The following is a 22,748-nucleotide window of genomic DNA, read 5'->3' as shown; positions in this document are numbered from 1 at the left end:
CGTATTTCACGGCGTGGCTGAATTGTTTCATCTGTTTCGCGATGTCGTTTGACGGGACTCGCGGCCATCGGCACTCTCCGGCCCGCAGAAAGGGTGGCTTGGGCATGTCAGGGGACCAGACGAACCTTCTGGTGGTCGAGGACGACCCGTTCCAGCGGGAGACGGTCTGCGCCTACCTGACCAATCAGGGATTCGCGGTGGAGGGCGTCGCGAATGGCGCGGCCTGCCGCGCCGCGGTCGCCGCGGGCCTGCCCCATGCGGCGCTGCTCGATGTCGGGCTGCCGGGCGGGGAGGATGGCTTCGCGCTCGCGCGCTGGCTGCGCGGGCAATCGCCCACCATGGGCATCATCATGCTGACCGCCGCGGGCGACCTGGTGGACCGGGTGCTCGGCCTGGAATCGGGCGCCGACGACTACATCATCAAGCCCTTCGAGCCGCGCGAACTGCTCGCGCGCATCCGCGCCGTGATGCGCCGCGCGGGCGCCGAGCCGGGGGCGGCCGCCGCCCCGGCCGCGCCCGCCGCCCTGCCGCCCGGGCGGGTGCGCATCGGCGCGGCGGTGCTCGACCTCAAGCGCGGCCTGCTCGTGACCAATGAGGGGCGCGAGGACACGCTGACCGAGGGCGAGTTCACCCTGCTGAAGCTGCTCGCCGAGAACCCCAACAAGGCGCTGCACCGCGACTGGCTGCTGGAGCGCATCTCGGGCGAGGACGAGCCCGAGGCCTTCGACCGCGCCATCGACCTGCGCGTCATGCGCATCCGCCGCAAGGTCGAGCGCAACCCGGCGCGGCCGATGGCGATCCGCACGGTGCGCGGCGTGGGCTACCTGTTCGACCCCGAAGGCGTCTGAGGCAAGCCGGCCCAGGCCAGCGCCGCGCGGGCCAGGGCATCGATCGTGTCGCAGACCGGGAAGGGCAGCGCGGGGCCGGCGGCGATGCCGAGCGGGATCTCCGTGCAGCCCAGCACCACCGCCCGCGCGCCGCGCGCGTGCAGCCGGCGCGCCACCTCGGCCAGCGGCGGATAGGCGCCGTGCACGTCATTGGCCTTCACCCGGGCGATGGCGGGGGTGACGAATTCCGCCATCTCGGCCGGCATGGGCGTCAGGCAGGTCCAGCCGCGCGGGGCCAGGCGCTGCTGGTAGAGTTCCATCGCCAGGGTGGCGGCGGTGCCCATCAGCCCGATCGGGCCGGGCGCGACGCCCAGGCGCCTGAGTTCGGCCTCCGCCGCATCGACGATGTGCAGGATCGGCAGGGGCGTGGCCGCCTGCATGGCGTCGAACCAGCCATGCGCCGTGTTGCAAGGGATGGCGATGGCGCCGCAGCCCGCGGCCTCCAGCCCGCGGAGTCCGCGCAGCAGCGCCGGCAGCGGGTCCGCCCCGCCGCCCAGGCGTGCCGCCGTGCGGTCGGGCACGCGCGGGTCGGACCAGAGCACGGCCGGCAGGTGGTCCTGGTCACGCAGGGCGGGGGTGAGCAGGGTCAGCCGCGCCATGAACTGCGCCGAGGCCAGCGGTCCCATGCCGCCCAGCACGCCCAGCATCTTCTCCGCCATCACGCCAACCCCCGCAGCCCGTCATAGACCAGCTTCGTGCCGGTCACGGCCAGCATGGCATAGATCAGGCGGTAGAAGATCCGGTCGCTCATCCGCGCCTGCAGCCAGATGCCCATGCGCACGCCGAGCGGCACCAGCGGCAGCAGCAGCAGCGATGTCAGCAGGTTGGGCAGGGAAAGCTGCCCGAGCAGGAAATAGGGAATGAGCTTGAGGTAGTTCAGCACGGCGAAGAACACCACGGTGGTCGCCGCGAGCACCGCGCGATCCAGCCGCAGCGGGTAGAGATAGACCGCGAGCGGCGGCCCCCCGGCATGGGCGATGGTGCTCGTCAGGGCCGAGACCATGCCCCAGAACCCGCCCCGCGCCCGGCTGCTCGGGGCCGGCGGCGGCGTGGCGCGGCCGGGCCGGCCCTGCCAGAGGCTGCGCGCGAGGAAGACCAGCGCGATCACGCCCACCATCAGCTTCACCGCCGCATCCGACATCAGCCCGAACACCGCCGCGCCGAGTGCCACGCCCAGCAGCCCGCCGGGCAGGATCACCTTCAGCTCCGCGACACTCCATCGCCCCCACCAGGCCCGCAGCGAGGCGATGTCCATTGCGCAGAGCAGCGGGAGCGCGATGCCGGCCGCCTGCGGCGCCGGGATGACCAGCGACATCAGCGGCATCATGGAATTCCCCGCCCCGGAGGCGAATCCCGCCTTGGAGATTCCGCTCAGCAGCACGGCGGGGATGGCGAGGATCCAGAACCAGGGATCGGCAATGATCGACATGCTGGGCTGGCATCCTGCGCCTGGGCGTGTATTGCACCGCAGCATTGCACGACATGGTCAGAGGCGCATCCCCGGTATGACTGACAGTTTGTGGCTTCTTGGGCTGGCCGCCGCCATGGCCGGAACGGGGCTCGCCTCCGGCCTGCTCGCGGGGCTGCTTGGCGTGGGCGGGGGCATCGTGATCGTGCCGGTGCTGTTCAGCATCTTCCCGCTCTTCGGCATCGCGGAGAGCGTGCAGATGAAGCTCGCCGTGGGCACCTCGCTCGCCACCATCATCCCCACCTCGATCCAGTCGGCGCGCAAGCATTTCGCCAAGGGGACGATGGATGTGCCGCTCCTGACCTCGCTCGTGCCCTCGATCACGGCAGGGGTGCTGCTGGGCACGCTGCTGGGCATAGTGGTGGTGGGCAGCGTGCACACCGCCGTCTTCGCGGTGATCGCGCTGGCGGTGGCGATCAACATGGGCTTCACGGGGGTGGATTGGCGGCTGCGGGAGAGCTTCCCCACCGGCAAGCGCCGCCACAGCATCGGCGGCTTCATCGGCACGGTCAGCGCGATGATGGGCATTGGCGGCGGCACGGTGGGCGTGCCCATCCTCTCCATGTTCGGCGCGCCGATCCGCAGCGCGGTGGCGACCGCGAGCGCCTTCGGGATCATCATCTCGATCCCGGCGACGATCGGCTTCGTCTATGGCGGCTGGGGCAACCCTGAATTGCCGCCGCTCAGCCTGGGCTATGTGAATCTGATCGGCTTCGCGCTGATCGTGCCCACCAGCCTGCTCGCCGCGCCCTGGGGCGTGAAGCTGGCGCATGCCATCCCGCCGCTGCTGCTCAAGCGCTGCTTCGCGGTGTTCCTGGGGCTGACGGTGCTGCGGATGTTCTGGAGCCTGGCAACGTGACTCACGGCCGCCAGGGCAGGGTCCCGGCGGGCAGGCGGCGCGCGGCGAGGGTGGCGAGCGCCATCAGCCCCGCCATCAGCAGCAGCGCCAGCCAGGAAACCGCGGCGGCGAGCGGCGATTGCCCGCTCTCCTGCAGGCCGAAGACCAGCACGCCCAGCGTCTGCGTGCCCGGCCCATAGAGCAGGGCGGAGACCGTCACCTCGTTCACCGCCGTCAGCGCCACCAGGATCCCGCCTGCCGCCAGCGCGGGGGCAAGCGGCGGCAGGTGCACGCGGAACAGCCGCCGCCAGGGCCCCGCGCCCATGCCGCGCGCCGCGTCGTCCAGCGTGGGGTCGAGCCGCGCGGCGGCGGCGGCCACCGGGCGCAGCGCCAGCGCCTGGAAGCGCATCAGATAGGCAAACAGGATCAGCCCGAGCGTGCCATAGATCGCCCCCCCGCCAGGCAGGGCGAGCACCACCAGGATCGCCGCCACGCCGGTGATCGCCCCGGGCAGCGCATAGGCCAAATCCGGCGCTGTCGTTGCCACGCGCAGCGCCCGCGCGCGCATCCCGAGCGCGAGCGGCAGCGCCGCCAGCGCCAGCAGCGCCGCCGCGCCGAAGGAGAGCAGCAGCGAATTGCCGAAGGCGGGCGCCGTATGCGCCCCTGGCGCCAGGGCGGCCAGGAAATGCCGGGGCGTGGCGGTGGCGGCCGAGAGTTCCACCCCCATCGCCGGCACCAGCGCCGCGGCCAGCAGCGCCAGCAGCGGCACGGCCAGCACGACGAAGAGATAGGCAAGCACGCCCGCCAGCACGAAGCCCTGCCCGCGCGCGAGCGGCAGGGGCGCGAAGGCCTGCCGCCCGCCGCCCGGCGCGCGCCGCGCCGCCAGCGCCTGCAGCACCAGCGCCGGGGCGGCCATCACGGCCAGCAGCAGCGCGAGCGCGGCTGCCTGCTCCAGCGCCGCCGCCCCGCCGCTGGACAGGCGCTGCCAGATCACCACGGTCAGCACCGTGAAACGCGCCGGGATGCCGATCAGCGCGCCGACGCCGAAATTGCCGAGTGCGGCGACATAGGCGAGCCCCGCCCCGGCCAGCAGCCCGGGGGCGAGCAGGGGCCACACCGCGCGGCGCAGCGCCGCCTCCGGCCCCGCGCCGAGGCCGCGCGCGGCCAGCACCACCTCGCCCGGCACGCGCCGCAGCAGGGCGGCCAGGGCCAGCAGCACCAGCGGCGCGCCCTGCACGCCGAGCAGCGCAATCATCCCGCCCGGCCCGTAGATCGGGTTGGGCGTGCCGATCGGGGGGGCGAGGTCGAGGGCGAGCAGCAGCGGCGAGGCCGGGCCCCCCGCCTGGATCCAGCCCAGCGCCATGATCTGCGCCGGGATCAGCACCGGCAGCATGGCGGCGAAGATCAGCACGCCGCGCCCCGGCAGGCCGCGCAGCAGAAGCGCCCAGGCGAGGGCGGCGCCGATCAGCGTCGCGAGCGCCGCCGCACCGAGCGCCACCACCAGCGTCCGCCCCGCCGCGCGCCACACCGCGGGCTCCGCCAGGACCTGCGCGATCGCCGACCCGCCCAGCGCCTCGGCCAGCAGCCGCGCCAGGGGCAGGGCGCCGATCAGCAGCACCCAGACCAGGCCAAGGCCCAGCACGAGCCGGCCCGGCCCGGCGCCGCCGGTCTCCGCCGTGCCGATCAAGCCCCTGTCAGCCGCCCGCGAGCTGCGCGAAGCGCGCCAGGGCGGCCGCCTGCTCGCCCGCCGCGCGCGCGGAATCGAGCGGCATCACGCGGATCGACTTCGGATCGGGGAAGCCCGGCGGGGGGGCCACGTCCGGGTCGATCGGCAGGAAACCCTGGCGGGAGGCCAGCTCCTGCCCCTCCCGCGAGAGCAGGAAGTTCACGAAGGCGATCGCCGCCGGCACGTTGCGGGCGGTGGAGAGGATGCCTGCCGGCTCGGTGATGGCCGAGACGCCATCCTCGGGGAAGACGAAGCGCACGGGCGCGCCGTTGCGCGCCTCGCGGATCGGCAGGTAGTCGATGGCGATGCCGAAGGCGCGCTCGGCGCCGGCCACGGCCTGCATCACCGGGCCGTTGCCGCCGCGCGCCTGCACGCCATTGGCGACCAGCCGCTCGATATAGGGCCAGCCGAGGGCGGGGTTCTGTGCCAGGGCGAGGATGTGGATGGCCGCCGCGCCGGAGACGGCGGGCGAGGGCATGGCCACCTGGTTGCGCGCGCGGGGCTCCGCCAGGTCGGCCCAGCGGCGCGGCACGAAGGGGGCGCGGGCATGGTGCATGATGCCCGTGGTGATCAGCTTGGTGCCGAAATGCGCCCGCGCCGGATCGACCTGCGCGGCGGGCGTGCCGCCGAGCTGTACCTCGGGGCTGGCGCGCAGCCGGCCTTCCGCCTTCAGCCCCTCGAAGGTGAGGGTATCGGCGAGCAGCAGCACGTCCGGCCGTGGGGCGCCGGCGGCGATCTCGGCCCGAAGCCGGGTCATGATCTGGCCCGTGCCACCGCGGATCCACTCCACCTGCACGGCAGGGTGGCGGCGGCGGAAGGCCTCGACCGTGCCGGCGGCGTCGGGTTCGAGCTGCGAGGTGTAGAGCACGAGGTTGCCCGAAACCTCCTGCGCGGCCGCGGGGCGGATCATTGCCGCCGCCAGGCCCATCGCCGCCATGCCGATCTCACGCCTGCGCATTGTCTTCCCCCTCAAGGCGATGTCACGTTCCGCACGATCTAGCGGCGCGCGGGCGCGGCGGGCAGGGGGGGAGTGTGAACTTCCTGTGTCGGTGCCCCGTCAAGGCGGTGTCATGAAGTTCGCCGTGGCGCTGGCGCGACCGATCAGGGCGGTCATGTCCGGATGCTCGTGGCTGCGCTCGGCAGTCAGTGCGCCCATCGGGCAGAAATACTCATGTGGCTGGGGCATCTGGTGCCGGGCGAAGCCCTGGTAGTCGCGCTCCTTCAGCCCGTAGAGCACGCGCACATCGCGCACCGGCAGCACCAGCGCCTCCCGCGGTTCGGCGCGCAGCAGGCGGATCAGCCGCCAGCGCTGGGTGGGGTCGTTGGGCTCCACCGGCTCGAGCAACCAGCGCAGCGGGCAGACCACCAGCAAGGATGTCGTCGAAGGTGCAAATCTCGCGCGCTTGTCCTGCAGGTTGGCGACCGAGCCGCAGGCCTCGATGCAGAGGATGTCGGCGTAGCGGTCGGCCGGGTCGGGGCTGAAATGCAGCCACAGCCCGTCGGGCAGCGTGCGGTAGGTCGCGCTGCCCGGCAGCTTGAGGAAGGGGGCGGCGGCGGGTGTCGCCTCGCGGCTCGGCTCGCCGGGCCTGCCGCGGAGCCATGTGCCGGGCTGCTTGGGCGTGCGGACGGCGCCGGGCGGGCGTTGAGGCCAGGCGCGCAGGCGGTTGCGGACCAGCTCGTCCAGGACCTTGCCGCCGATGACTCGCTGAACTTCTCGCATGAAGTGCAAACTCCCCCTGTGGATATCAACCCTGAGTAGATTGATTCCCCGAGTGAGGCGCGAATTCAAGGGGATTGTTTACCTTTGGCCCATGAATTTCGCGGATAGGTTGTAGAATCCCGGGGCCGTCGCAGAGCGAAAATCCGCCGAATCACCTTACGTTCCAACCCGCTCCCGGTGGCCGCAATTGCGCGACCGAGGTTTTCCCCAATAGATCAATTGCTTGCAGGCCATCCGCAATTGCAGGCCCGGCGGCCCGCAATTGCAGCCGGGCTGACGGCAATTGCATGCTCGTGGATGAGGACTTGCGGCGATGTGTCCGCGCCGCGCCCGCCCGCGGCTGCGCCCGGGCCACAAAAAACCCCGCGGGGCTCGCGCCACGCGGGGTGTTGCGGGGAAGGGGGGTGGCCTCAGCCGCGGGCGCCCAGCGGCTTGTAGTCGCGCGTCGAGGGCCCGGTGTAGATCTGGCGCGGACGGCCGATGCGCTGGGAGGGATCCTCGATCATCTCCTTCCACTGCGAGACCCAGCCCACGGTCCGCGCCACGGCGAAGATCACCGTGAACATGGAGGTCGGGATGCCCATCGCCTTCAGGATGATGCCCGAATAGAAATCGACGTTCGGGTAGAGCTTGCGGCTGACGAAATACTCGTCCTCCAGCGCCACTTTCTCGAGCGCCATGGCCATGTCCAGCAGCGGCTCGTCCTTGATGCCGAGCTCGGCCAGGACCTCGTGGCAGCTCTGCTGCATGATCTTCGCGCGCGGGTCGAAGTTCTTGTAGACCCGGTGGCCGAAGCCCATCAGCTTCACGCCGGAGTTCTTGTCCTTCACCTTCTCGATGAAGGCCGGGATGTTGTCCACATGCCCGATCTCGGCCAGCATCTTCAGCACGGCCTCATTCGCGCCGCCATGCGCCGGGCCCCAGAGTGCGGCGATGCCGGCGGCGATGCAGGCGAAGGGGTTCGCCCCCGTCGAGCCGGCGAGGCGCACCGTGGAGGTCGAGGCGTTCTGCTCGTGGTCCGCATGCAGCACCAGGATGCGGTCCATCGCCTTCGCCAGGGTGGGCGAGACGTTGTAGGGCTCGGCCGGCACCGCGTTGAGCATGTGCAGGAAGTTCGCCGCGTAGCTCAGGTCGTTGCGCGGATACACGAAGGGCTGGCCGAGCGAGTACTTGTAGGCCATGGCCGCAATGGTCGGCACCTTCGCGATCAGGCGGAAGGCCGCGATCTCGCGCTGGCGGGCGTCGTTGATGTCGAGGTTGTCGTGATAGAAGGCGGCGAGCGCGCCGACCACGCCGCACATCACCGCCATCGGGTGCGCGTCGCGGCGGAAGCCGTCGAAGAAGCGGCGGATCTGCTCATGCACCATGGTGTGGTAGGTCACACCCTTGCGGAACTCGACGAGCTCCTTGGCGTTCGGCAGCTCGCCATTCATCAGCAGGTAGCAGACCTCGATGAAGTCGCTGTGCTCGGCCAGTTGCTCGATGGGGTAGCCGCGATAGAGCAGCACGCCCTCATCGCCATCGATGTAGGTGATCTGGCTCTCGCAGCTGGCCGTCTCTCCATAGCCGGGGTCGAACGTGAAAACGCCCAGATCGGCGTAGAGCTTGCGGATGTCCACGACATCCGGCCCGACGGATCCCTTGAGCACCGGCAGCTTGGTGCTGCGGTTGGTGCCATCGAGGGTGAAGGTGACGGTGCCGTTCGGCGTTGCGGTCATGCTGTTGCTTCCTCAGAGGTCACTGGTCAGCCAGGGGGCCGTGGCCTTATCCCCTGTGGCAGGGCGGGCACGCGACGCCATTATGGTGCACTGCACGATAGGGTCGGGTTCGGCCCTTTGGCAACGCCGCCCGGCGTCGTCGCGATGCGACGGGGCATTTCGGTGTGGCGGGCGGGCGTTCGGGGCTCTATCCTTTCCTGCACTGGTTCTTTCTTCCGCCACAGCCCGTTCCCCCGCAACCAGTCCAGGCGCCCCCCAGGTCGATGATCGAGAGCCTCCGTCCTCGCCCCTGCGCCGCGCCGCCCGGCCCGGGTGCCGATGAGGCGGGTTGACCCGATGCCCTGCCGCCTGATCACCCGCTGCGCCGCCCTGGTCCTGGCGGCGCTGGCCCTGGCCGGACCGGTGGGAGCGGGGGAGCCGCCGCGCCAGCCTTTCCTGCGGATCGAGCCGGCGGCGCATGTGGCGCCGGTCGCGCGCCTCGCGACCGATGCCGATGCGAGGCTGCTGGCCACGGTGTCCAGGGACAAGACGTTGCGGCTCTGGTCGTTGGCCGATGGCACGCCGCGCGGGGTGCTGCGCCCGCCGATCGGCCCCGAGGAGGAGGGCGAGCTCTACGCCGTGGCCCTCTCTCCGGATGGGCGGCGCGCCTTCGCGGCCGGGCATACGGCGGTGAGCTGGGATCGCAGCTTTGCCATCTACGTCTTCGACGTCGGCACGCAGCGAATGCTCGCCCGGCTGCCCGGACTGCCGGCGCCCGTGCAGCACCTGGCCATCTCGCCTGACGGCACCCGCCTGGCGGCCGCGCTGGGGGGGCGGGCGGGTGTTCGCGTCTGGGATGCGCGCAGCGGCCAGCCGCTCTGGGACGATTCAGCCTTCACCGCGCCCGCGCGCATGGTGGCCTTTGCCCCGGGCGAGGCCGGGGCGGAGAAGCTCGCCGCCAGCGGTGCCGACGGCCGCGTGCGGATCTATGACCGCCATGGCCGCAAGATCGCGGAGCGCGCGCCGGTGTTGGGCGCGCGGCCCTATGGCCTGGCCTGGTCGCCCGATGGCACGCTGCTCGCCCTGGGATTCGAGGACCGCCTGCGGGTGGAGATCCTGGCCGGGTCCGATCTGCGCAGCGTCTTCTCCCCCGATGTCGCCGGCCTGGTGGGAGAGGGGCTGCCGGCGGTCGCCTGGGCCGGTGATGGGCGGGGCGGGATGCAGCTTCACGCCGCGGGTCCGGTGCGCCGGGCACCCTCCGGCGCCCTGCGCGGCGTGGTCCCGGGGGCGCGCCTGACCCCCGGCGGGCCGCCCGGATCCGGCACCGCCTCGCGTGAGGTGGTGATCCGCCGCTGGGCCGATTTCGGGCTGGGTCCGGCGACGGACATTCCGGCCGCGCGCGACGCCATCATCCATCTCCTCGCCCTGCCTGGGGGGGGGCTGGCCTTTGCCGCGGCCGATCCGGGCTGGGGGCGTCTAGCCACTGATGGCAGCCTTGCCGTCGCGCCGCGCCCGGCGGGGGGTGATCTGCGCGCCACGGGGCCAGGGCTCGCCGTCTCCGCCGACGGCATGCGGCTGCGCCTTGCCCTGCGCCCCGGTGAGCCGGCGCTGCATTTCGACGCCCAGGCCGGGCAGCTCACCCGTGCCGATGCCACGAGCGAGGCCTACGCCACGGCGCGCACGGGCAGTGCGCGGCTGCAGCCGGGGGAGTGGCGCAACGCCGCCCGCCCGCGCCTGGGCCAGGCGGTGCTGCGCCTCAACGAGGGCGAGTTCGCCCGCAGCCTCGCGCTCCTCGCCGAGGATCGCGGCCTGCTGCTGGGCACCGATACGCATCTGCGCCTGTTCGACGCCGCCGGCACGCCGCTGGCGGCCTTGGCCTTGCCGGCCGCGGCCTGGGGTCTGGCCCTGGCGCCAGACCGCGCCGTGGCCGCGCTCGGCGACGGGACGATCCGCTGGTTCGCCCTCTCGGGCGGCACCATCACCGAGCAGGCGGCGCTGTTCATCCATGCCGAGACGCTGCGCTGGGTGCTCTGGACGCCGAAGGGGCTGTTCGACCATGCGCCGGGCGGCGGGCAGGAGCTGGCCGGGATCCAGGTCAATCATGGCCGCGCGCAGACGCCCGAATGGGCGAGCTTCCAGCAGGCCTATCGCGCGCTGTTCTCGCCCGCGGCCGTGCGCGCGCAGCTGGCCGGGGACGCCAAGCCCGCCGAGGCGCGCCTGGCTGAGTTCGGTGACCTGCGCGCCCGCATCGCGCAGCTGCCGCAGCTCAGCCCGCGCGGCCTGTGCGCGGTCACCGCGCATGGCTGCGCCGCGCTGCGGTGGGATGCGCCGGAGATCCCCGCGGGGGCGACGGCGTTGCGCATCGGCCTCTTCGCCGCCGAACGCGGCCTGGGGATCGGCCCGCTCGACGTGCTGGTGAATGAGCGCCTCGTCGCGCGCAACGAGAACGCGGCCGGCGAGAGCATCGTCGAAGTGCCGCTCGACCCAGGGCCGAACCGAATCGCCACGCGGCTCCATGCCGAGGACCGCACGATGTTCGCCGAGGGGCCGGGCATGGTGCCGGGCCGTGCCGGCGGGGCGGAGGAACCCGCCGTGCCGGGGCGGCTGGTGGTTCTCGCGATCAGCGTGGACAGCCATGCGATGCCCGCCGTCAACCGCCCCACCGCCACGCCCGACGCCGAACTCGTGGCCAGCACGCTGCGCGAACAGGCCGGCGCGCTGTTCCGTGAGGTGCGCGTGACGGTGCTGAAGGATGCCGACGCGACGCGCCGCGGCGTGCTCGACGCCCTGGCCCAGGCGGGCCGCGACTCCGCGCCGGGCGACACCTTCGTGCTCTACATGGCCGGCCAGGCCCTGCGCACCGGGCCTGACCAGCGCTTCGCCTTCCTGCCGCAAGACGCGACCGCCAGCGACGCGCCGACCCTGCGCCAGCAGGGCATCGAGGACACCACGCTGGTGGCCGCCCTTGCTGGCATCCGCGCGCGCGACGCGATCCTGCTGCTCGACACGAGCCATGCCGGGCAGCCGGCGGTCGACCAGCTCTCCGCGCTGGGGAACGAGACGGGGCGCTTCCTGCTCGCCGCCTCGACCGCGACGCGCGAAGGCCGTGCCGGCGATGACAACCGCAGCGGCGCCTTCGCCGAGGCGGTGCGTGAGGCGCTGACGGGGCGCGGCGGTGCGGATGGCAAGGGCCGGGTCAGCGCGCTGACGCTCGGCGAATGGGTGATGCGCCGCGTGCCGCCACTGGCGGCCGAACGAGGCCACCGGCAGGAGGTCGTGTTCCGCGCGGCAGGCCGCGAGCCGCGCAGCTTCCCCCTGGCGGTGGTGCCGCCCTGACGGCCGGATCCCGCAGCGCGATCCGTCCGGTTGGACGGGCCTCTCGCGCTACAAATCGCTGTCCATGGGGCAAGACATCCGATCTGACTGGTCGCGGCGCTGCCGCGACGTCAGATCGGATAATGCCCTACAGCCAGATGCTGGACGCGCTGAGCGAGCCCAGCGCTTCGAGACCAAGCCGGAAATCGGCCCCGCCGTCGCCGTCCAGGTCGCCCTCCAGCATCTCGTTATCGAAGCGAAGCTGCCCGGCCTGGCCGCCGAAGGCGCTCGCGCCGATCCAGCTGAAAGCCTGGTTGCCCAGGACAAGGGCGTTCGCATCGATGGACCGCAGGTCGAGCCTGTCGCCCTGCGCCACGCTGAAATCGGCGATCACATCGCCATTCGCCTCGGCCGCGCTGCGCAGCAGGAAGACATCGGCGGCATCCCCGCCCACGAGACTGTCGGCACCCGCCCCGCCGTCCAGCAGGTCAGCGCCCGCACCGCCCAGCATGGTGTCCTGGCCAGCGCCGCCGTAGAGCGAGTCACTGCCTTCGCCGCCCGAGAGGATATTGGCGCCCGCATTGCCGTCGATCCGGTTGGCCAGCGCGTTGCCGGTGCCGTTGAGGTCGGCGCTGCCCAGCAGGCTCAGGCGCTCGACCTCTTCGCCCAGCGTCCAGTCGAGCGTGGCCGCAACCCGGTCATGCCCGCCGCCCGCCAGTTCGAGCACGGCGTCGCCCGCCGCATCGACGATGTAGGTGTCGTCGCCGGCACCGCCAACGAGGCTGTCCGCCTCCGTGCCGCCATCGAGACGATCCGCGCCTTCGCCGCCCAGCAGCGTGTCGCGGCCCTCGCCGCCGTAGAGCGAGTCGCTGCCTTCGCCGCCCGAGAGGATATTGGCGCCCGCATTGCCGTCGATGCGGTTGGCCAGCGCGTTGCCCGTGCCATTGAGGCCGGCGCTGCCCAACAGGCTCAGGCGCTCGACCTCTTCGCCCAGCGTCCAGTCGAGCGTGGCTGCAATCCGGTCATGCCCGCCGCCCGCCAGTTCGAGCACGGCGTCGCCCGCCGCATCGACGATGTAGGTGTCGTCGCCGGCACCGCCAACGAGGCTGTCCGCCTCCGTGCCGCCATCGAGACGATCCGCGCCTTGGCCGCCCAGCAACGTGTCGCGGCCAGCGCCGCCGAACAACGTGTCATCACCCACAGCCCCCGCGAGGCTGTTGGCGCCCGCATTGCCGTCGATGCGGTTGGCCAGCGCGTTGCCGGTGCCGTTGAGGTCGGCGCTGCCCAACAGGCTCAGGCGCTCGACCTCTTCGCCCAGCGTCCAGTCGAGCGTGGCTGCGATCCGGTCGTACCCGCCGCCCGCCAGTTCGAGCACGGCGTCGCCCGCCGCATCGACGATGTAGGTGTCGTCGCCCGCACCGCCGACGAGGCTATCCGCCTCCGTGCCGCCATCGAGACGATCCGCGCCTGCGCCGCCCAGCAGCGTGTCGCGGCCATCGCCGCCGTAGAGCGAGTCGCTGCCTTCGCCGCCCGAGAGGGTATTGGCACCCGGATTGCCGTCGATGCGGTTGGCCAGCGCGTTGCCGGTGCCATTGAGGTCGGCGCGGCCCAACAGGCTCAGGCGCTCGACCTCTTCGCCCAGCACCCAGTGGAGCGTGGCGATCACACGGTCATGGCCACCGCCAACGGACTCACGCGTCTCGTCGCCGGGATCGTCCACCCAATAGGTGTCGTCCCCCTCCTGCCCGATGAGGATGTCCGCGCCGAGGCCGCCCTTGAGCGTGTCCGCACCCGTTTCGCCGCGCAAGGTATCAGCGGCGGCGGTGCCTTCCAGCAGCAGCGGGCTGGTCAGGTCGGTCACCTCCACCGTCACCGGCAGGATCCAGTTCGCGCCGTCATTCACAACGATCTGAAGCTCGTAGCGGTTGTCGCCGTCGGCGTCCGCTGGCGTCTCGAAATCCGGCAGGTCGCGGAAGTGCAGCGCGCCAGTGGCGGCATCGATGCTGAAGAGCGCATGGTCGCCCACCGCGGCCAGCGACCAGACGAGGGCGACACCTTCGGGATCGTTCGCGTAGCGCAGGTAGTCGACGAAGGTGCTGTTCTCGGCAACCCGCGCCGGGTCGTTGGTGAGCAGGGTCGGCGGCTCTTCCTCATTCGTCACCGTGATCGTCAGCGCCTGGCTGGTGCTGGTGGTGCCGTCGCTGGCGGTGAGGATCAGATCATGGATGTTGTCGCCACCGGCATCGCCCGGCCGCTCGAAATCGGGCGCGCTGATGAAGGCGGTCGGGCGGAAGCGCAGAGCGCCGTCGGCATCGATGGTGAACAGCGCGGCATCCGTGCCACCGAGCGACCAGGTGAAGCTCGTCGTGCCATCCGCATCGGTGGCGCTGGCCTGGTAGACGAAGTCCCGGTCGTTCTCCACGAAGCTGGCCGTGGCGGCGGAGGTGATGACCGGCGCGTCGTTCACCGCCGTCACGGTGACCGTGATGCCAGGCAGCGGCGCCGTGTTGAGCCAGGGGCGCAGCCGGCCGAAGAACTCGCCCACGACGAGGTCGAGATCGCCGTCGCGATCCAGATGCCCGAAGGTCGGGTTGGCCCTTTCGCCGGCATCGATGCCGTCGAAGGGATTGGCCGTGCCGGTCAGCGCGGTGAAGGCCGGCGCGCTGGCCGTGCCGGTATTGCGCCAGGCCATCAGCGTGCCGTCCTGGCCGCCCAGCACGAGGTCCATGTCGCCATCGCCGTCGAAATTCACGAAGGCGGGCGAGATGCCCAGGCCGAAATCGATGCCCTGGAAAGGATCGGCCGTGCCGGTCAGCGCGGTGAAACGCTGCGGCGCGACCTCATTGTCGTTGCGCCAGGCGCGCAGGACGGCATAGGGCGACCCCGGCGCGTTGGAGGCCCAGGCAGCCACGAGGTCGAGGTCGCCATCGCCGTCGAGGTCCACCGTCGTCGGCTGGCTGTAATTGCCGAAATCGATGCCCTGGAAGGGGTTGTCGCTGGCGCCCACGACCGTGAACGAAGGCGCCGCCGTGCCGCCCGTGTTGCGCCAGACGCCGAGCGTGCCGTCGGCATTGCCCAGGATGAGGTCGAGATCGCCATCGCCCTCCAGATCCAGGAAGGCGGGCGCGCTGCCGGTGCCGCCATCGATCCCATCGAAGGGGTTGGTGGTGCCGGTGAGGGCACTGAAGACGGGCACCGCGGCGGTGCCGGTGTTGCGCCACGCCAACAGCGTGCCGTCCTGCCGGCCGGAGACGAGGTCGCCATCGCCATCCCCGTCCAGATCGACGAAAATCGGGCGGCTGACATCGCCGACATCGATGATGCCGAAAGGATTGAAGGTGCCGACCGGCGCGGTGAGGCCGCCGATCGCATCGCGGCCCATGCCCAGCCCGGTGCCGTCCAGCACATTGACCGTCAGGCTGCGCGTGGTTGTGGGCGTGTCGCTGGCATTGGCGTAGGCAAGGCGCTGGATCAGCGCGTCCACCGCCTCGGCCGTGGCGGCGGCGTTGAAGGTGACGCTGAAATCGCCACCCACCCCGCCGGCCGCGGTGCCGAACACCACGCCCGCATAGCTGATGAGATGGTCCGCGACACCGATCTGCCCCGCGCCATCGCCCTGGTGCAGGACGGAGACGCGGTCCTCCGCCAGCAGCCCGCCGACCACCAGCCGCCCGCCGGCGAGCGCCGTCTCGACGGTGAAGGCCACGTCTGCGTCGAGCAGGCGCGGGGCGGCATTCGCCTCGCTCTCGGTCAGGCTCGCCGATGCGGCGAGACCTGAGAGGGCAGGGCCCTCGATCCGGTTCGTGACCGTGACGGCGACGTCGCGCGTGCCCACCGACACCCCGTCGGAGGCGCGGATGGTAAGAGCGTAGAGATTGTCGCCATCGGCATCGCCGGGCGCCTCGAAATCCGGCGCGGCGCGGAAGCGCACATCGCCGCGCTCATCGATGCTGAACAGCGCCGCGTCGCTGCCGCCGAGCGACCAGTCGAAGTCGGTCAGTCCCTCGGGGTCGCTCGCCCGGGCGCGGTAGACGATGCCCAGCGCGTTCTCGGCGAAGCTGGGGTCGGGGCCGCCGGTGACGATCGGCGCGTCGTTCTCCGCGGTGACCAGCACGGTGACGGTCGGCAGCGCGGCCTCGTTGCGCCAGGCGAAGATCGGCCCGGTGACCTCGCCCACCACGAGGTCGAGGTCGAGATCACCATCGAGATCCGCGACACCCGGCGTGCTGCCCTTGCCGACATCGATCCCGTGGAAGGGATTGTCCGTGCCGGCCAGCGCGGTGAAGGCGGGTGCGGCCACGCCGCCCCCATTGCGCCAGGCGAGCAGCGTGCCCTCCGACTCGCCCGCGACGAGATCGAGATCGCCATCGCCGTCGAAATCGAGGAAGGCCGGGCTGCTCGCATCGCCCACATCGATGCCGGCGAAGGGGTTGTCGCTGCCGGCCAGCGCCGTGAAGCGCGGCAGCGTCGCATCGCCGATGTTGCGCCAGGCCCACAGCGTGCCGTCCAGCGCCCCGGCGACGAGGTCGAGGTCGCCATCGCTGTCCAGGTCGAGGAAGGCAGGCCGGCTGTCATCGCCCGTGTCGATGCCGTTGAAGGGGCTGGCGGTGCCGCTGAGCCGCGTGAAGACCGGTGCCGCCGCGCTGCCCGTGTTGCGCCAGGCCAGCAACTGGCCATCCGCCGCGCCCAGCACGAGGTCGCGGTCGCCATCGCCATCGAAATCGACGAAGGCCGGCGCGCTGACATTGCCGACGATCACGGTGGCGAAGGGGTCCGCTGAACCGCTGAGCGGCGAGAAGACCGGCGCAAGGCTGGTGCCCGTGTTGCGCCAGGCCAGCAGCGTGCCGCCGCCGCTGCCCGAGACGAGGTCGAGGTCGCCATCGCCGTCCAGGTCCAGCAACACGGGCGCGCTGGCCGTGCCCGTGTCGAAGCCGGCAAAGGGATCGGCCGTGCCGGTGAGGGGCGTGAGGCCGCCCAACCCGACCAGGTTGTTGCCGGCGGCATCCGCGACATTGATCGTCAGGTCGCGCCGGGTGGTCGGCGTCTCACTGACATTGGCATAGGTCAGGCGCTGGATCAGCGCCTCCACCGCCGCCGCGCTGGCCGCGGCGGTGAAGCTGACGATAAGGGGCGTGCCCTCGCCGCCCGTGGCGGTGCCGAAGGCCACGCCGCCAAAGCTGACGACGCCGCCCGCAACGCCGATCTGCCCGGCGCCATCGCCCTCATGCGCGATCGCGACGCGGTCTTCCGCCAGCAGCCCCGCCACGCGCAGCAGGCCACCGGCAAGCGGCGTGCTGCCGGTGAAGGCGACCTCGGTGTCGAGAAAGCGCGGCGCCGCATTCACCACATCCTCGGCCACGGTGAAGCCCGAGGTGAGGCCTGCCAGGGCAGGGCCGATCAGCAGTGGCGTCACCGTGATCGCGACATCCAGCATCTCCGTCGTCGTGCCATCGAAGGCCTTGACGGTGATGTCATGGACATTGTCGCCGCCGGTATCGCCCGGCAGGGCGACGCGCGGTGCGGCCACGAAACGCACCGCGCCTGTTGCATCGATGCTGAACAGCGCGGCGTCCAGACCCCCGAGCGACCAGGCGATGGGGCTGTCGGGGTCGATGCCGGTGGCCTGGTAGGCGATGCCGATCGTGGTCTCGACGAAACGCGCGGTGGTGGTGGAGGTGATGCGTGGCGCGTCGTCCTCGGCCGTGACGGTGATGGCGATGGCCGGCGGCGGGGTGGGCGGGTTGATGCGCCAGGCCTGCAGCGCGGCGCGATCGGCGCCGATGATGAGGTCGCGCACGCCATCCCCGTCCAGGTCGAGGAAGGCGGGCGCGCTGCCCTTGCCGGCATCGAGGCGCTCGAAGGGGTTGGCGGGGCCGGTCAGGGCCACGAAGACGGGCAGGGCGGTGGTGCCCGTGTTGCGCCAGGCGCGGATCAGGCCCTCGCTCTCGCCCGAGACCAGGTCGAGATCGCCATCGCCGTCCAGGTCCACGAAGGCGGGCGCGGCATAGATGCCCAGATCGAGGCTGTGGAACGGGCTGGCCGAGCCGCTGAGCACACTGAAGCGCGGCGTGGCACCGGCGCCCTCGTTGCGCCAGGTGAACAGGCGGCCGTCACGCTCCCCGGCCACGAGGTCGTCGTCGCCATCGCCATCGAAATCGATGGCGGCGGGCGCGCTGTGCGAGCCCAGACCAAAGCCGCCGAAGGGGTTCGCCGTGCCGCCGAGCAGCGAGAAGACCGGCGCCGCGCTGCTGCCGATGTTCTCCCAGGCCTGCAGCGTGCCGTCGGCGCCGCCCAGGACCAGGTCGAGGTCGCCATCGCCATCCAGGTCCAGGAAGGCCGGGCGGCTGCGGTCGCCGGCATCCACCAGCGCGAAGGGGGTTGCGGTGCCGCTCAGCGCGGTGAAGCTCGGCGCGGCGCTGCTGCCGGTGTTCAGCCAGGCCAGCAGCGTGCCATCGAGCGTGCCGGCGACGAGATCCTGGTCGCCATCCGCGTCCCAATCGACGAAGACCGGCGCCCCGTACAGCACGACATCGACGCCATCGAGCGGGCTGGCGCTGCTCGCCAGCGGCGTCACCAGCCCGATTTCGCCAAGCCGGGCCCCGGCGCTGTCCCGCACATCGATCGTCAGGTTGCGCGTGCTGGTCGGCGTGTCGCTGACATTCGCGTAGGCAAGGCGCTGGATCAGTGCGTCGACCGCGTCGGCCGTGGCATCGGCGTTGAAGGTGACGCTGAAGGTATTGCCCACCCCGCCGGCCGCGGTGCCGAAGGCGATGCCGCCGAAGCTGATGGTGCTGCCCGAGACGCCGATCTCGCCCGCACCGTCACCCTGGTGCAGCACCGAGATCCGGTCCTCCGCGAGCAGGCCGCTGACCTCGAGCAGGCCGCCATCCAGGAGCGACTCGGCGGTGAAGGTCACGTCGGTATCGAGCAACTGCGGGCCGCCATTGACGGCCTCTTCGGTGAAGCTCGCCGCCGCCCTGAAGCCCGACAGGGCAGGGCCCGCCAGGAAGTTCGTCACGGTGATCGCGACATCCTGCGTGACGCTGGCCGTGCCGTCCGAGACGCCGATGGTGATGTCGTGCACATTGTCGCCGCCGGCATCGCCCGGCGCCGCGAAATCCGGCGCGATGCGGAAGCGCACGGCGCCGTTCGCATCGATGGTGAACAGCGCCGCGTCGGCGCCGCCCAGGCTCCAGGTGAAGCTGGTCGTCCCATCGGGGTCCACGGCGATGGCCTGGTAGGCGATGCCGGTGGTGCCCTCCACCACATCGGCCGTGACGGCCGAGGTGATGACCGGCGCGTCGTTCTCCGCCGTGATGGCGACGGTGATGCTGGTCGGCGCGGGCGCGGTGCGCAGCAGGCGCAGCGCGCCGTCATTCCCGCCCACGACGAGGTCGAGATCCCCATCCGCATCGATGTCCACGGCCGTGGGCGTGCTGAGCGCATTGGCATTCACCGCGGCGAAGGGATTCGCGTCACCCGTCAGCGCGCTGAAGACCGGCGCCGCCGTGGTGCCTGTGTTGCGCCAGGCGAGGATGCCGCCGTAGCGCGCGCCGGAGACGAGGTCGAGGTCGCCATCGCCGTCGAAGTCGAGGAAGGCCGGCGCGCTCTCCTCGCCGACATCGATGCTGGCGAAAGGATCGTCGCTGCCGCTGAGCGGTGTGAAGATCGGCGCCGTGCCGGGGCCCGTGTTGAGCCAGGCCCGCAGCAGCCCGTCGCTCGCCCCGACGACGAGGTCCAGGTCGCCATCGCCATCCAGGTCCACGAAGCTGGGCCGCGCGCGGTAGACGACGCCGATGTCCGCGAAGGGATTCTCGCTGTCGGAGAGCGGCGCGAAGCTCGGCGCCGTGCTCGTCCCGGTGTTGCGCCAGGCCAGCAGCTGCCCATAGGCGCCACCGACGAGGTCGAGATCGCCATCGCCGTCGAGGTCGATGAAGGCCGGGGCGCTGAAATACCCCCCGTCGATGCCCTCGAAGGGGTTGGTGCCATCGGTGAGCGGCGTGAAGCTCGGTGTGGCCGCGCTGCCGGTATTGCGCCACGCCAGGAGGCTGCCGTAGCGCTCGCCGGAGACGAGGTCGAGATCGCCATCCCCGTCCCAATCCGCGAAGACAGGACTGCTGGCATAGCCGGTGCTGAGCCCGAAGAAGGGATTGGTGACGCCCGGCGCCGTGACCGCCAGCGTCAGCGTGCGGCTGGCCGCCGGCGCGTCGCTGAGGGTGCCATAGGCAAGGCGCTGGATCAGCGCATCGACCGCGGCTTCGGTGGCATTCGCGGTAAGGGTGACGGTGAAGTCGCCGCCTTCGCCGCCCGCGGCGATGCCGATCACCACCCCCTCGAAGCTGATCGCCTCGCCCGCCACGCCGATCTGCCCGGCGCCGTCGCCGTCATGCAGGACCGAGACGCGATCCTCGGCTGAAAGCCCCGCCACGACCAGGCTGTAGCCGTCGAGCGGCGTGCTGCTGGTGAAGGTGATGTCCGCATCCAGCAGCTGTGGCGCGGCGTTCACCGCGCTCTCGGCGAAGGTCACCAATGGGGCGAGGCCCGAGATCAGCTGCACGCAGACATCCTCCGGCGTCGCATTCCGGGCCGGACCATCGCCGGTTCGAAAGCATGGACCGCGCGAAGCTACGCCACCTTGTCCTTTTTGCAACCCTGGGGCGGGGGCGGGCCCAGCCTTACCCCCGCATTGCCCGCCACACGCGTTCGGCTGTCGCCGGCATGTCGAGATGCGCGACCCCGATCGCGTCGCACACCGCCGAGATCACCGCCGGCAGCGCGCCGACCGTGCCGGCCTCGCCCGCGCCCTTGGCGCCCAGCGGGTTCGATTTGGTCGGGCAATGGTTGCCCAGCACGTCCACGAGCGGCATGTCGCTGGCGCGCGGCATGGCGTAGTCCATGAAGCTCGCCGCCAGAAGCTGCCCGCTTTCCGCGTCGAAGCGCGCCTCTTCCATCAGCGCCTGGCCGAGCCCCTGCGCGACGCCGCCCTGGATCTGGCCCTTGAGCAGCAGCGGGTTCACCACCGCGCCGACATCGTCCACGACGATATAGCGCGTGACGGCGACGGCACCCGTCTCCGGGTCCACCTCGGCCTCGCAGATGTGGCAGCCATTCGGGAAGGTCGCGTCGTCGGGGGAGACGACGGCGGAGGCATAGAAGCCCTTCTCCTCGCCGGGCGGCAGGCCGCCGGGGATGTAGCAGGCGCGCGCCACCTGCTCGATCCGCACCCCGCGGTCGGTGCCGGCCACGCTGAAGCGGCCCTCGGCGAAGTCGATATCGCCCTCGGCGGCTTCGAGCATCAGGGCCGCGACATGCTTGCCGCGCTCGATGATCCGCGCGGCGGCCTTGGTCATCGCCGCCCCGCCCGCGACGATGGAGCGGCTGCCGAAGGTGCCGCGCCCATGCGGCAGGCTGTCCGTGTCGCCGAACACCACGCGGATCTTCGCCATGTCGAGCCCGAGCATGGAGACCGCCATCTGGCGGAACACCGTCTCATGCCCCTGGCCATGGCTGTGCGTGCCGAGCAGCAGGGTGCAGCCGCCATCGGCGGCGAAGCGGATCTCCACGCCCTCTTCCATCGGCGTCTTCGGCGGGCCGGCGCTGATCTCGATGGCATTGGCGATACCGAGGCCGAGCCGCTTGCCGCGCGCCGCCGCGGCCGCGCGCCGCGCCGGGAAGCCGGCATAGTCGGCGGCCTCCATCGCCATCGCCATGCCGCGCGGGAAGTCGCCGCTGTCATAGGTGAAGACGAGGCCCGTGCGGAACGGCATCTGTGTGGGCGCGATCAGGTTGCGCTGGCGGATCTCGGCGCGATCCAGGCCGAGCCGTGCCGCGGCGACATCGATCACGCGCTCGATCGCATAGGTCGCCTCGGGCCGGCCGGCGCCGCGATAGGGCGCGGTGGGCTGGGTGTTGGTGAAGGCGCCGAGCACCTCGGCGAAGATCGCCGGCGTGCGGTAGACACCCGCGAGCCCGCCGAGATTGTTGGTCGAGGAATGCGGCCCGAGGAGCGCCAGATAGGCGCCGAGATTGGCGATGGTGCGGATCCTGAGCGCGAGGAAATGGCCCTCGGCATCGAGCGCCAGCTCCACGGTGGAATCATTGTCGCGCGCATGAGCGTCCGATTGCAGCGCCTCAGATCGGTCGGCGGTCCAGCGCAGCGTGCGGTTGAGCTTGCGTGCGGCCCAGAGCAGCACCGCCTGTTCCTGGGTCGGGTGGCTGCGCAGGCCGAAGGCGCCGCCCATCTCGGGGGCGGCGATGCGCAGCGCGGAGGAGGTCTCGCCCAGCACCGGCACCAGCACGTCGCGCAGCGCGTGCGGGCCCTGCGATCCGGCGCGCAGCGTCCAGCGCCCCTCCAGCGCATCCCATTCGGCGATGGCGCCGCGCGTCTCCATCGTGTTGGCGGCGATGCGCGAGATGCGGAAATCGAGCGAGACGCGATGCGCTGCCCGGGCGAAGGCGGCCGCCACGGCGGCCTCGTCGCCCTGGGTGAAGCGGTAGCAGATGTTGTCGTCGCACAGGCCGGGCCAGACCGCGGGCGCGCCGGGGGCCAGCGCGGCGGCGGCGGCCGTGACGGCGGGCAGGGGCTCCCACGCCACCAGCACGGCCTCCGCCGCGTCGCGCGCCTCAGCCTTGCTGCGCGCGATGATGGCGGCGACGGGATCGCCCACATGCTTCGCCACCCCGGCGGCGAGCGGCAGGTAGGGCGGGCGCGGCATGGGGCTGCCATCGGGGCGCTGGCGCGGCACGGCGCAGGGCAGGCCACCGAGCCCGTCGGCCAGCCAATCCGCCCCGGTCAGGATGGCAACGACCCCTGGCATGGAAGCGGCCTCGGTGGTGTCGATTCCGTCGATCCGGGCATGCGCGTGCGGCGCGCGCAGGAAGACCACGTGCAGCGCCTCGGGCGTGCGGATGTCGTCGGTGTAGCGGCCCAGGCCGCGCAGCAGGCGCTGGTCCTCGATGCGGCGCACCGGCTGGCCGAGGCCGAATTTCGCGAGCGGATCGGACATCGTGATCTCCTGCACCCGTCTGGCGTAGCCGCCACGGCGCGTGGCGTCGAGGGGCCTGCCACCCTTGCGGTCCCCCCGGCCATTCCGTTAC

11 protein-coding genes are annotated in these 22,748 nt (G+C 71.7%); 3 read left to right on the top strand and 8 right to left on the bottom strand.

The features are described 5' to 3' along the window. Positions 1-104: 104 nt before the first annotated feature. A complete protein-coding gene (locus AC2D9U_RS13480) occupies positions 105-848 on the top strand; it encodes a response regulator (protein ID WP_484749774.1) in 744 nt (247 codons plus the stop codon). Here the strand turns inward: AC2D9U_RS13480 and cuyB are convergent. Together cuyB and AC2D9U_RS13470 are read right to left on the bottom strand one after the other, a co-directional pair. Continuing rightward, on the bottom strand, positions 821-1,546 hold the full coding sequence (gene cuyB, locus AC2D9U_RS13475) for a cysteate racemase (RefSeq protein ID WP_484749772.1): 726 nt from the start codon (positions 1,544-1,546) through the stop codon (positions 821-823). The two genes, AC2D9U_RS13480 and cuyB, sit on opposite strands and share 28 nt — an antisense overlap. Further along, positions 1,546-2,316: a sulfite exporter TauE/SafE family protein gene (locus tag AC2D9U_RS13470; RefSeq protein ID WP_484749771.1), complete on the bottom strand. Its 771-nt coding sequence runs from the start codon at positions 2,314-2,316 to the stop codon at positions 1,546-1,548. Before AC2D9U_RS13470 ends, cuyB begins: the two co-directional genes overlap by 1 nt. 76 nt (positions 2,317-2,392) lie before the next feature. Here AC2D9U_RS13470 and AC2D9U_RS13465 point away from each other — a divergent pair, with 76 nt between their 5' ends. Beyond that, the gene (locus AC2D9U_RS13465) at positions 2,393-3,214 is read left to right on the top strand and encodes a sulfite exporter TauE/SafE family protein (protein ID WP_484749769.1); all 822 of its coding nucleotides are present in this window, start codon (positions 2,393-2,395) and stop codon (positions 3,212-3,214) included. A gap of 1 nt (position 3,215) precedes the next feature. Here the strand turns inward: AC2D9U_RS13465 and AC2D9U_RS13460 are convergent, their stop codons facing one another. From AC2D9U_RS13460 to gltA, 4 genes are all read right to left on the bottom strand, one after another. Continuing rightward, entirely contained in the window at positions 3,216-4,880 is a 1,665-nt protein-coding gene (locus AC2D9U_RS13460) for an ABC transporter permease (protein ID WP_484749765.1), read from the bottom strand. Positions 4,881-4,887: 7 nt separating this feature from the next. Then, positions 4,888-5,877 (bottom strand): ABC transporter substrate-binding protein, encoded by a 990-nt coding sequence (locus tag AC2D9U_RS13455; RefSeq protein ID WP_484749762.1) that lies wholly within the window; start codon positions 5,875-5,877, stop codon positions 4,888-4,890. 99 nt (positions 5,878-5,976) lie between these two features. Further along, positions 5,977-6,639 carry a hypothetical protein gene (locus AC2D9U_RS13450; RefSeq protein ID WP_484749759.1) on the bottom strand — a complete coding sequence of 221 codons (663 nt, stop codon included), beginning with the start codon at positions 6,637-6,639 and terminating at the stop codon, positions 5,977-5,979. Positions 6,640-7,049: 410 nt separating this feature from the next. Beyond that, on the bottom strand, positions 7,050-8,357 hold the full coding sequence (gene gltA, locus AC2D9U_RS13445; protein ID WP_484749758.1) for a citrate synthase: 1,308 nt from the start codon (positions 8,355-8,357) through the stop codon (positions 7,050-7,052). 336 nt (positions 8,358-8,693) lie between these two features. Between gltA and AC2D9U_RS13440 the strand changes: the two genes are divergently transcribed. Next, positions 8,694-11,672 (top strand): hypothetical protein, encoded by a 2,979-nt coding sequence (locus AC2D9U_RS13440; protein WP_484749755.1) that lies wholly within the window; start codon positions 8,694-8,696, stop codon positions 11,670-11,672. A 127-nt stretch (positions 11,673-11,799) separates the two neighbouring features. Here the strand turns inward: AC2D9U_RS13440 and AC2D9U_RS13435 are convergent, their stop codons facing one another. Then, the gene (locus tag AC2D9U_RS13435) at positions 11,800-20,208 is read right to left on the bottom strand and encodes an FG-GAP-like repeat-containing protein (protein WP_484749753.1); all 8,409 of its coding nucleotides are present in this window, start codon (positions 20,206-20,208) and stop codon (positions 11,800-11,802) included. 118 nt (positions 20,209-20,326) lie between these two features. Then, positions 20,327-22,657 carry a xanthine dehydrogenase family protein molybdopterin-binding subunit gene (locus tag AC2D9U_RS13430; protein WP_484749751.1) on the bottom strand — a complete coding sequence of 777 codons (2,331 nt, stop codon included), beginning with the start codon at positions 22,655-22,657 and terminating at the stop codon, positions 20,327-20,329. Positions 22,658-22,748: the final 91 nt, after the last annotated feature.

Source organism: Roseomonas sp. TF40, assembly GCF_057219975.1.
The sequence above is the reverse complement of the archived record's forward strand: the minus strand, read 5'-3'. Positions and strand labels throughout refer to the sequence as shown.

Coding starts and splice junctions, on each gene's coding strand:
- AC2D9U_RS13480 (WP_484749774.1), top strand. CDS start 105: ATGTCAGGGGACCAGACGAACCTTCTGGTGGTCGAGGACGACCCGTTC.
- cuyB (WP_484749772.1), bottom strand. CDS start 1,546: ATGGCGGAGAAGATGCTGGGCGTGCTGGGCGGCATGGGACCGCTGGCC.
- AC2D9U_RS13470 (WP_484749771.1), bottom strand. CDS start 2,316: ATGTCGATCATTGCCGATCCCTGGTTCTGGATCCTCGCCATCCCCGCC.
- AC2D9U_RS13465 (WP_484749769.1), top strand. CDS start 2,393: ATGACTGACAGTTTGTGGCTTCTTGGGCTGGCCGCCGCCATGGCCGGA.
- AC2D9U_RS13455 (WP_484749762.1), bottom strand. CDS start 5,877: ATGCGCAGGCGTGAGATCGGCATGGCGGCGATGGGCCTGGCGGCGGCA.
- AC2D9U_RS13450 (WP_484749759.1), bottom strand. CDS start 6,639: ATGCGAGAAGTTCAGCGAGTCATCGGCGGCAAGGTCCTGGACGAGCTG.
- gltA (WP_484749758.1), bottom strand. CDS start 8,357: ATGACCGCAACGCCGAACGGCACCGTCACCTTCACCCTCGATGGCACC.
- AC2D9U_RS13440 (WP_484749755.1), top strand. CDS start 8,694: ATGCCCTGCCGCCTGATCACCCGCTGCGCCGCCCTGGTCCTGGCGGCG.
- AC2D9U_RS13430 (WP_484749751.1), bottom strand. CDS start 22,657: ATGTCCGATCCGCTCGCGAAATTCGGCCTCGGCCAGCCGGTGCGCCGC.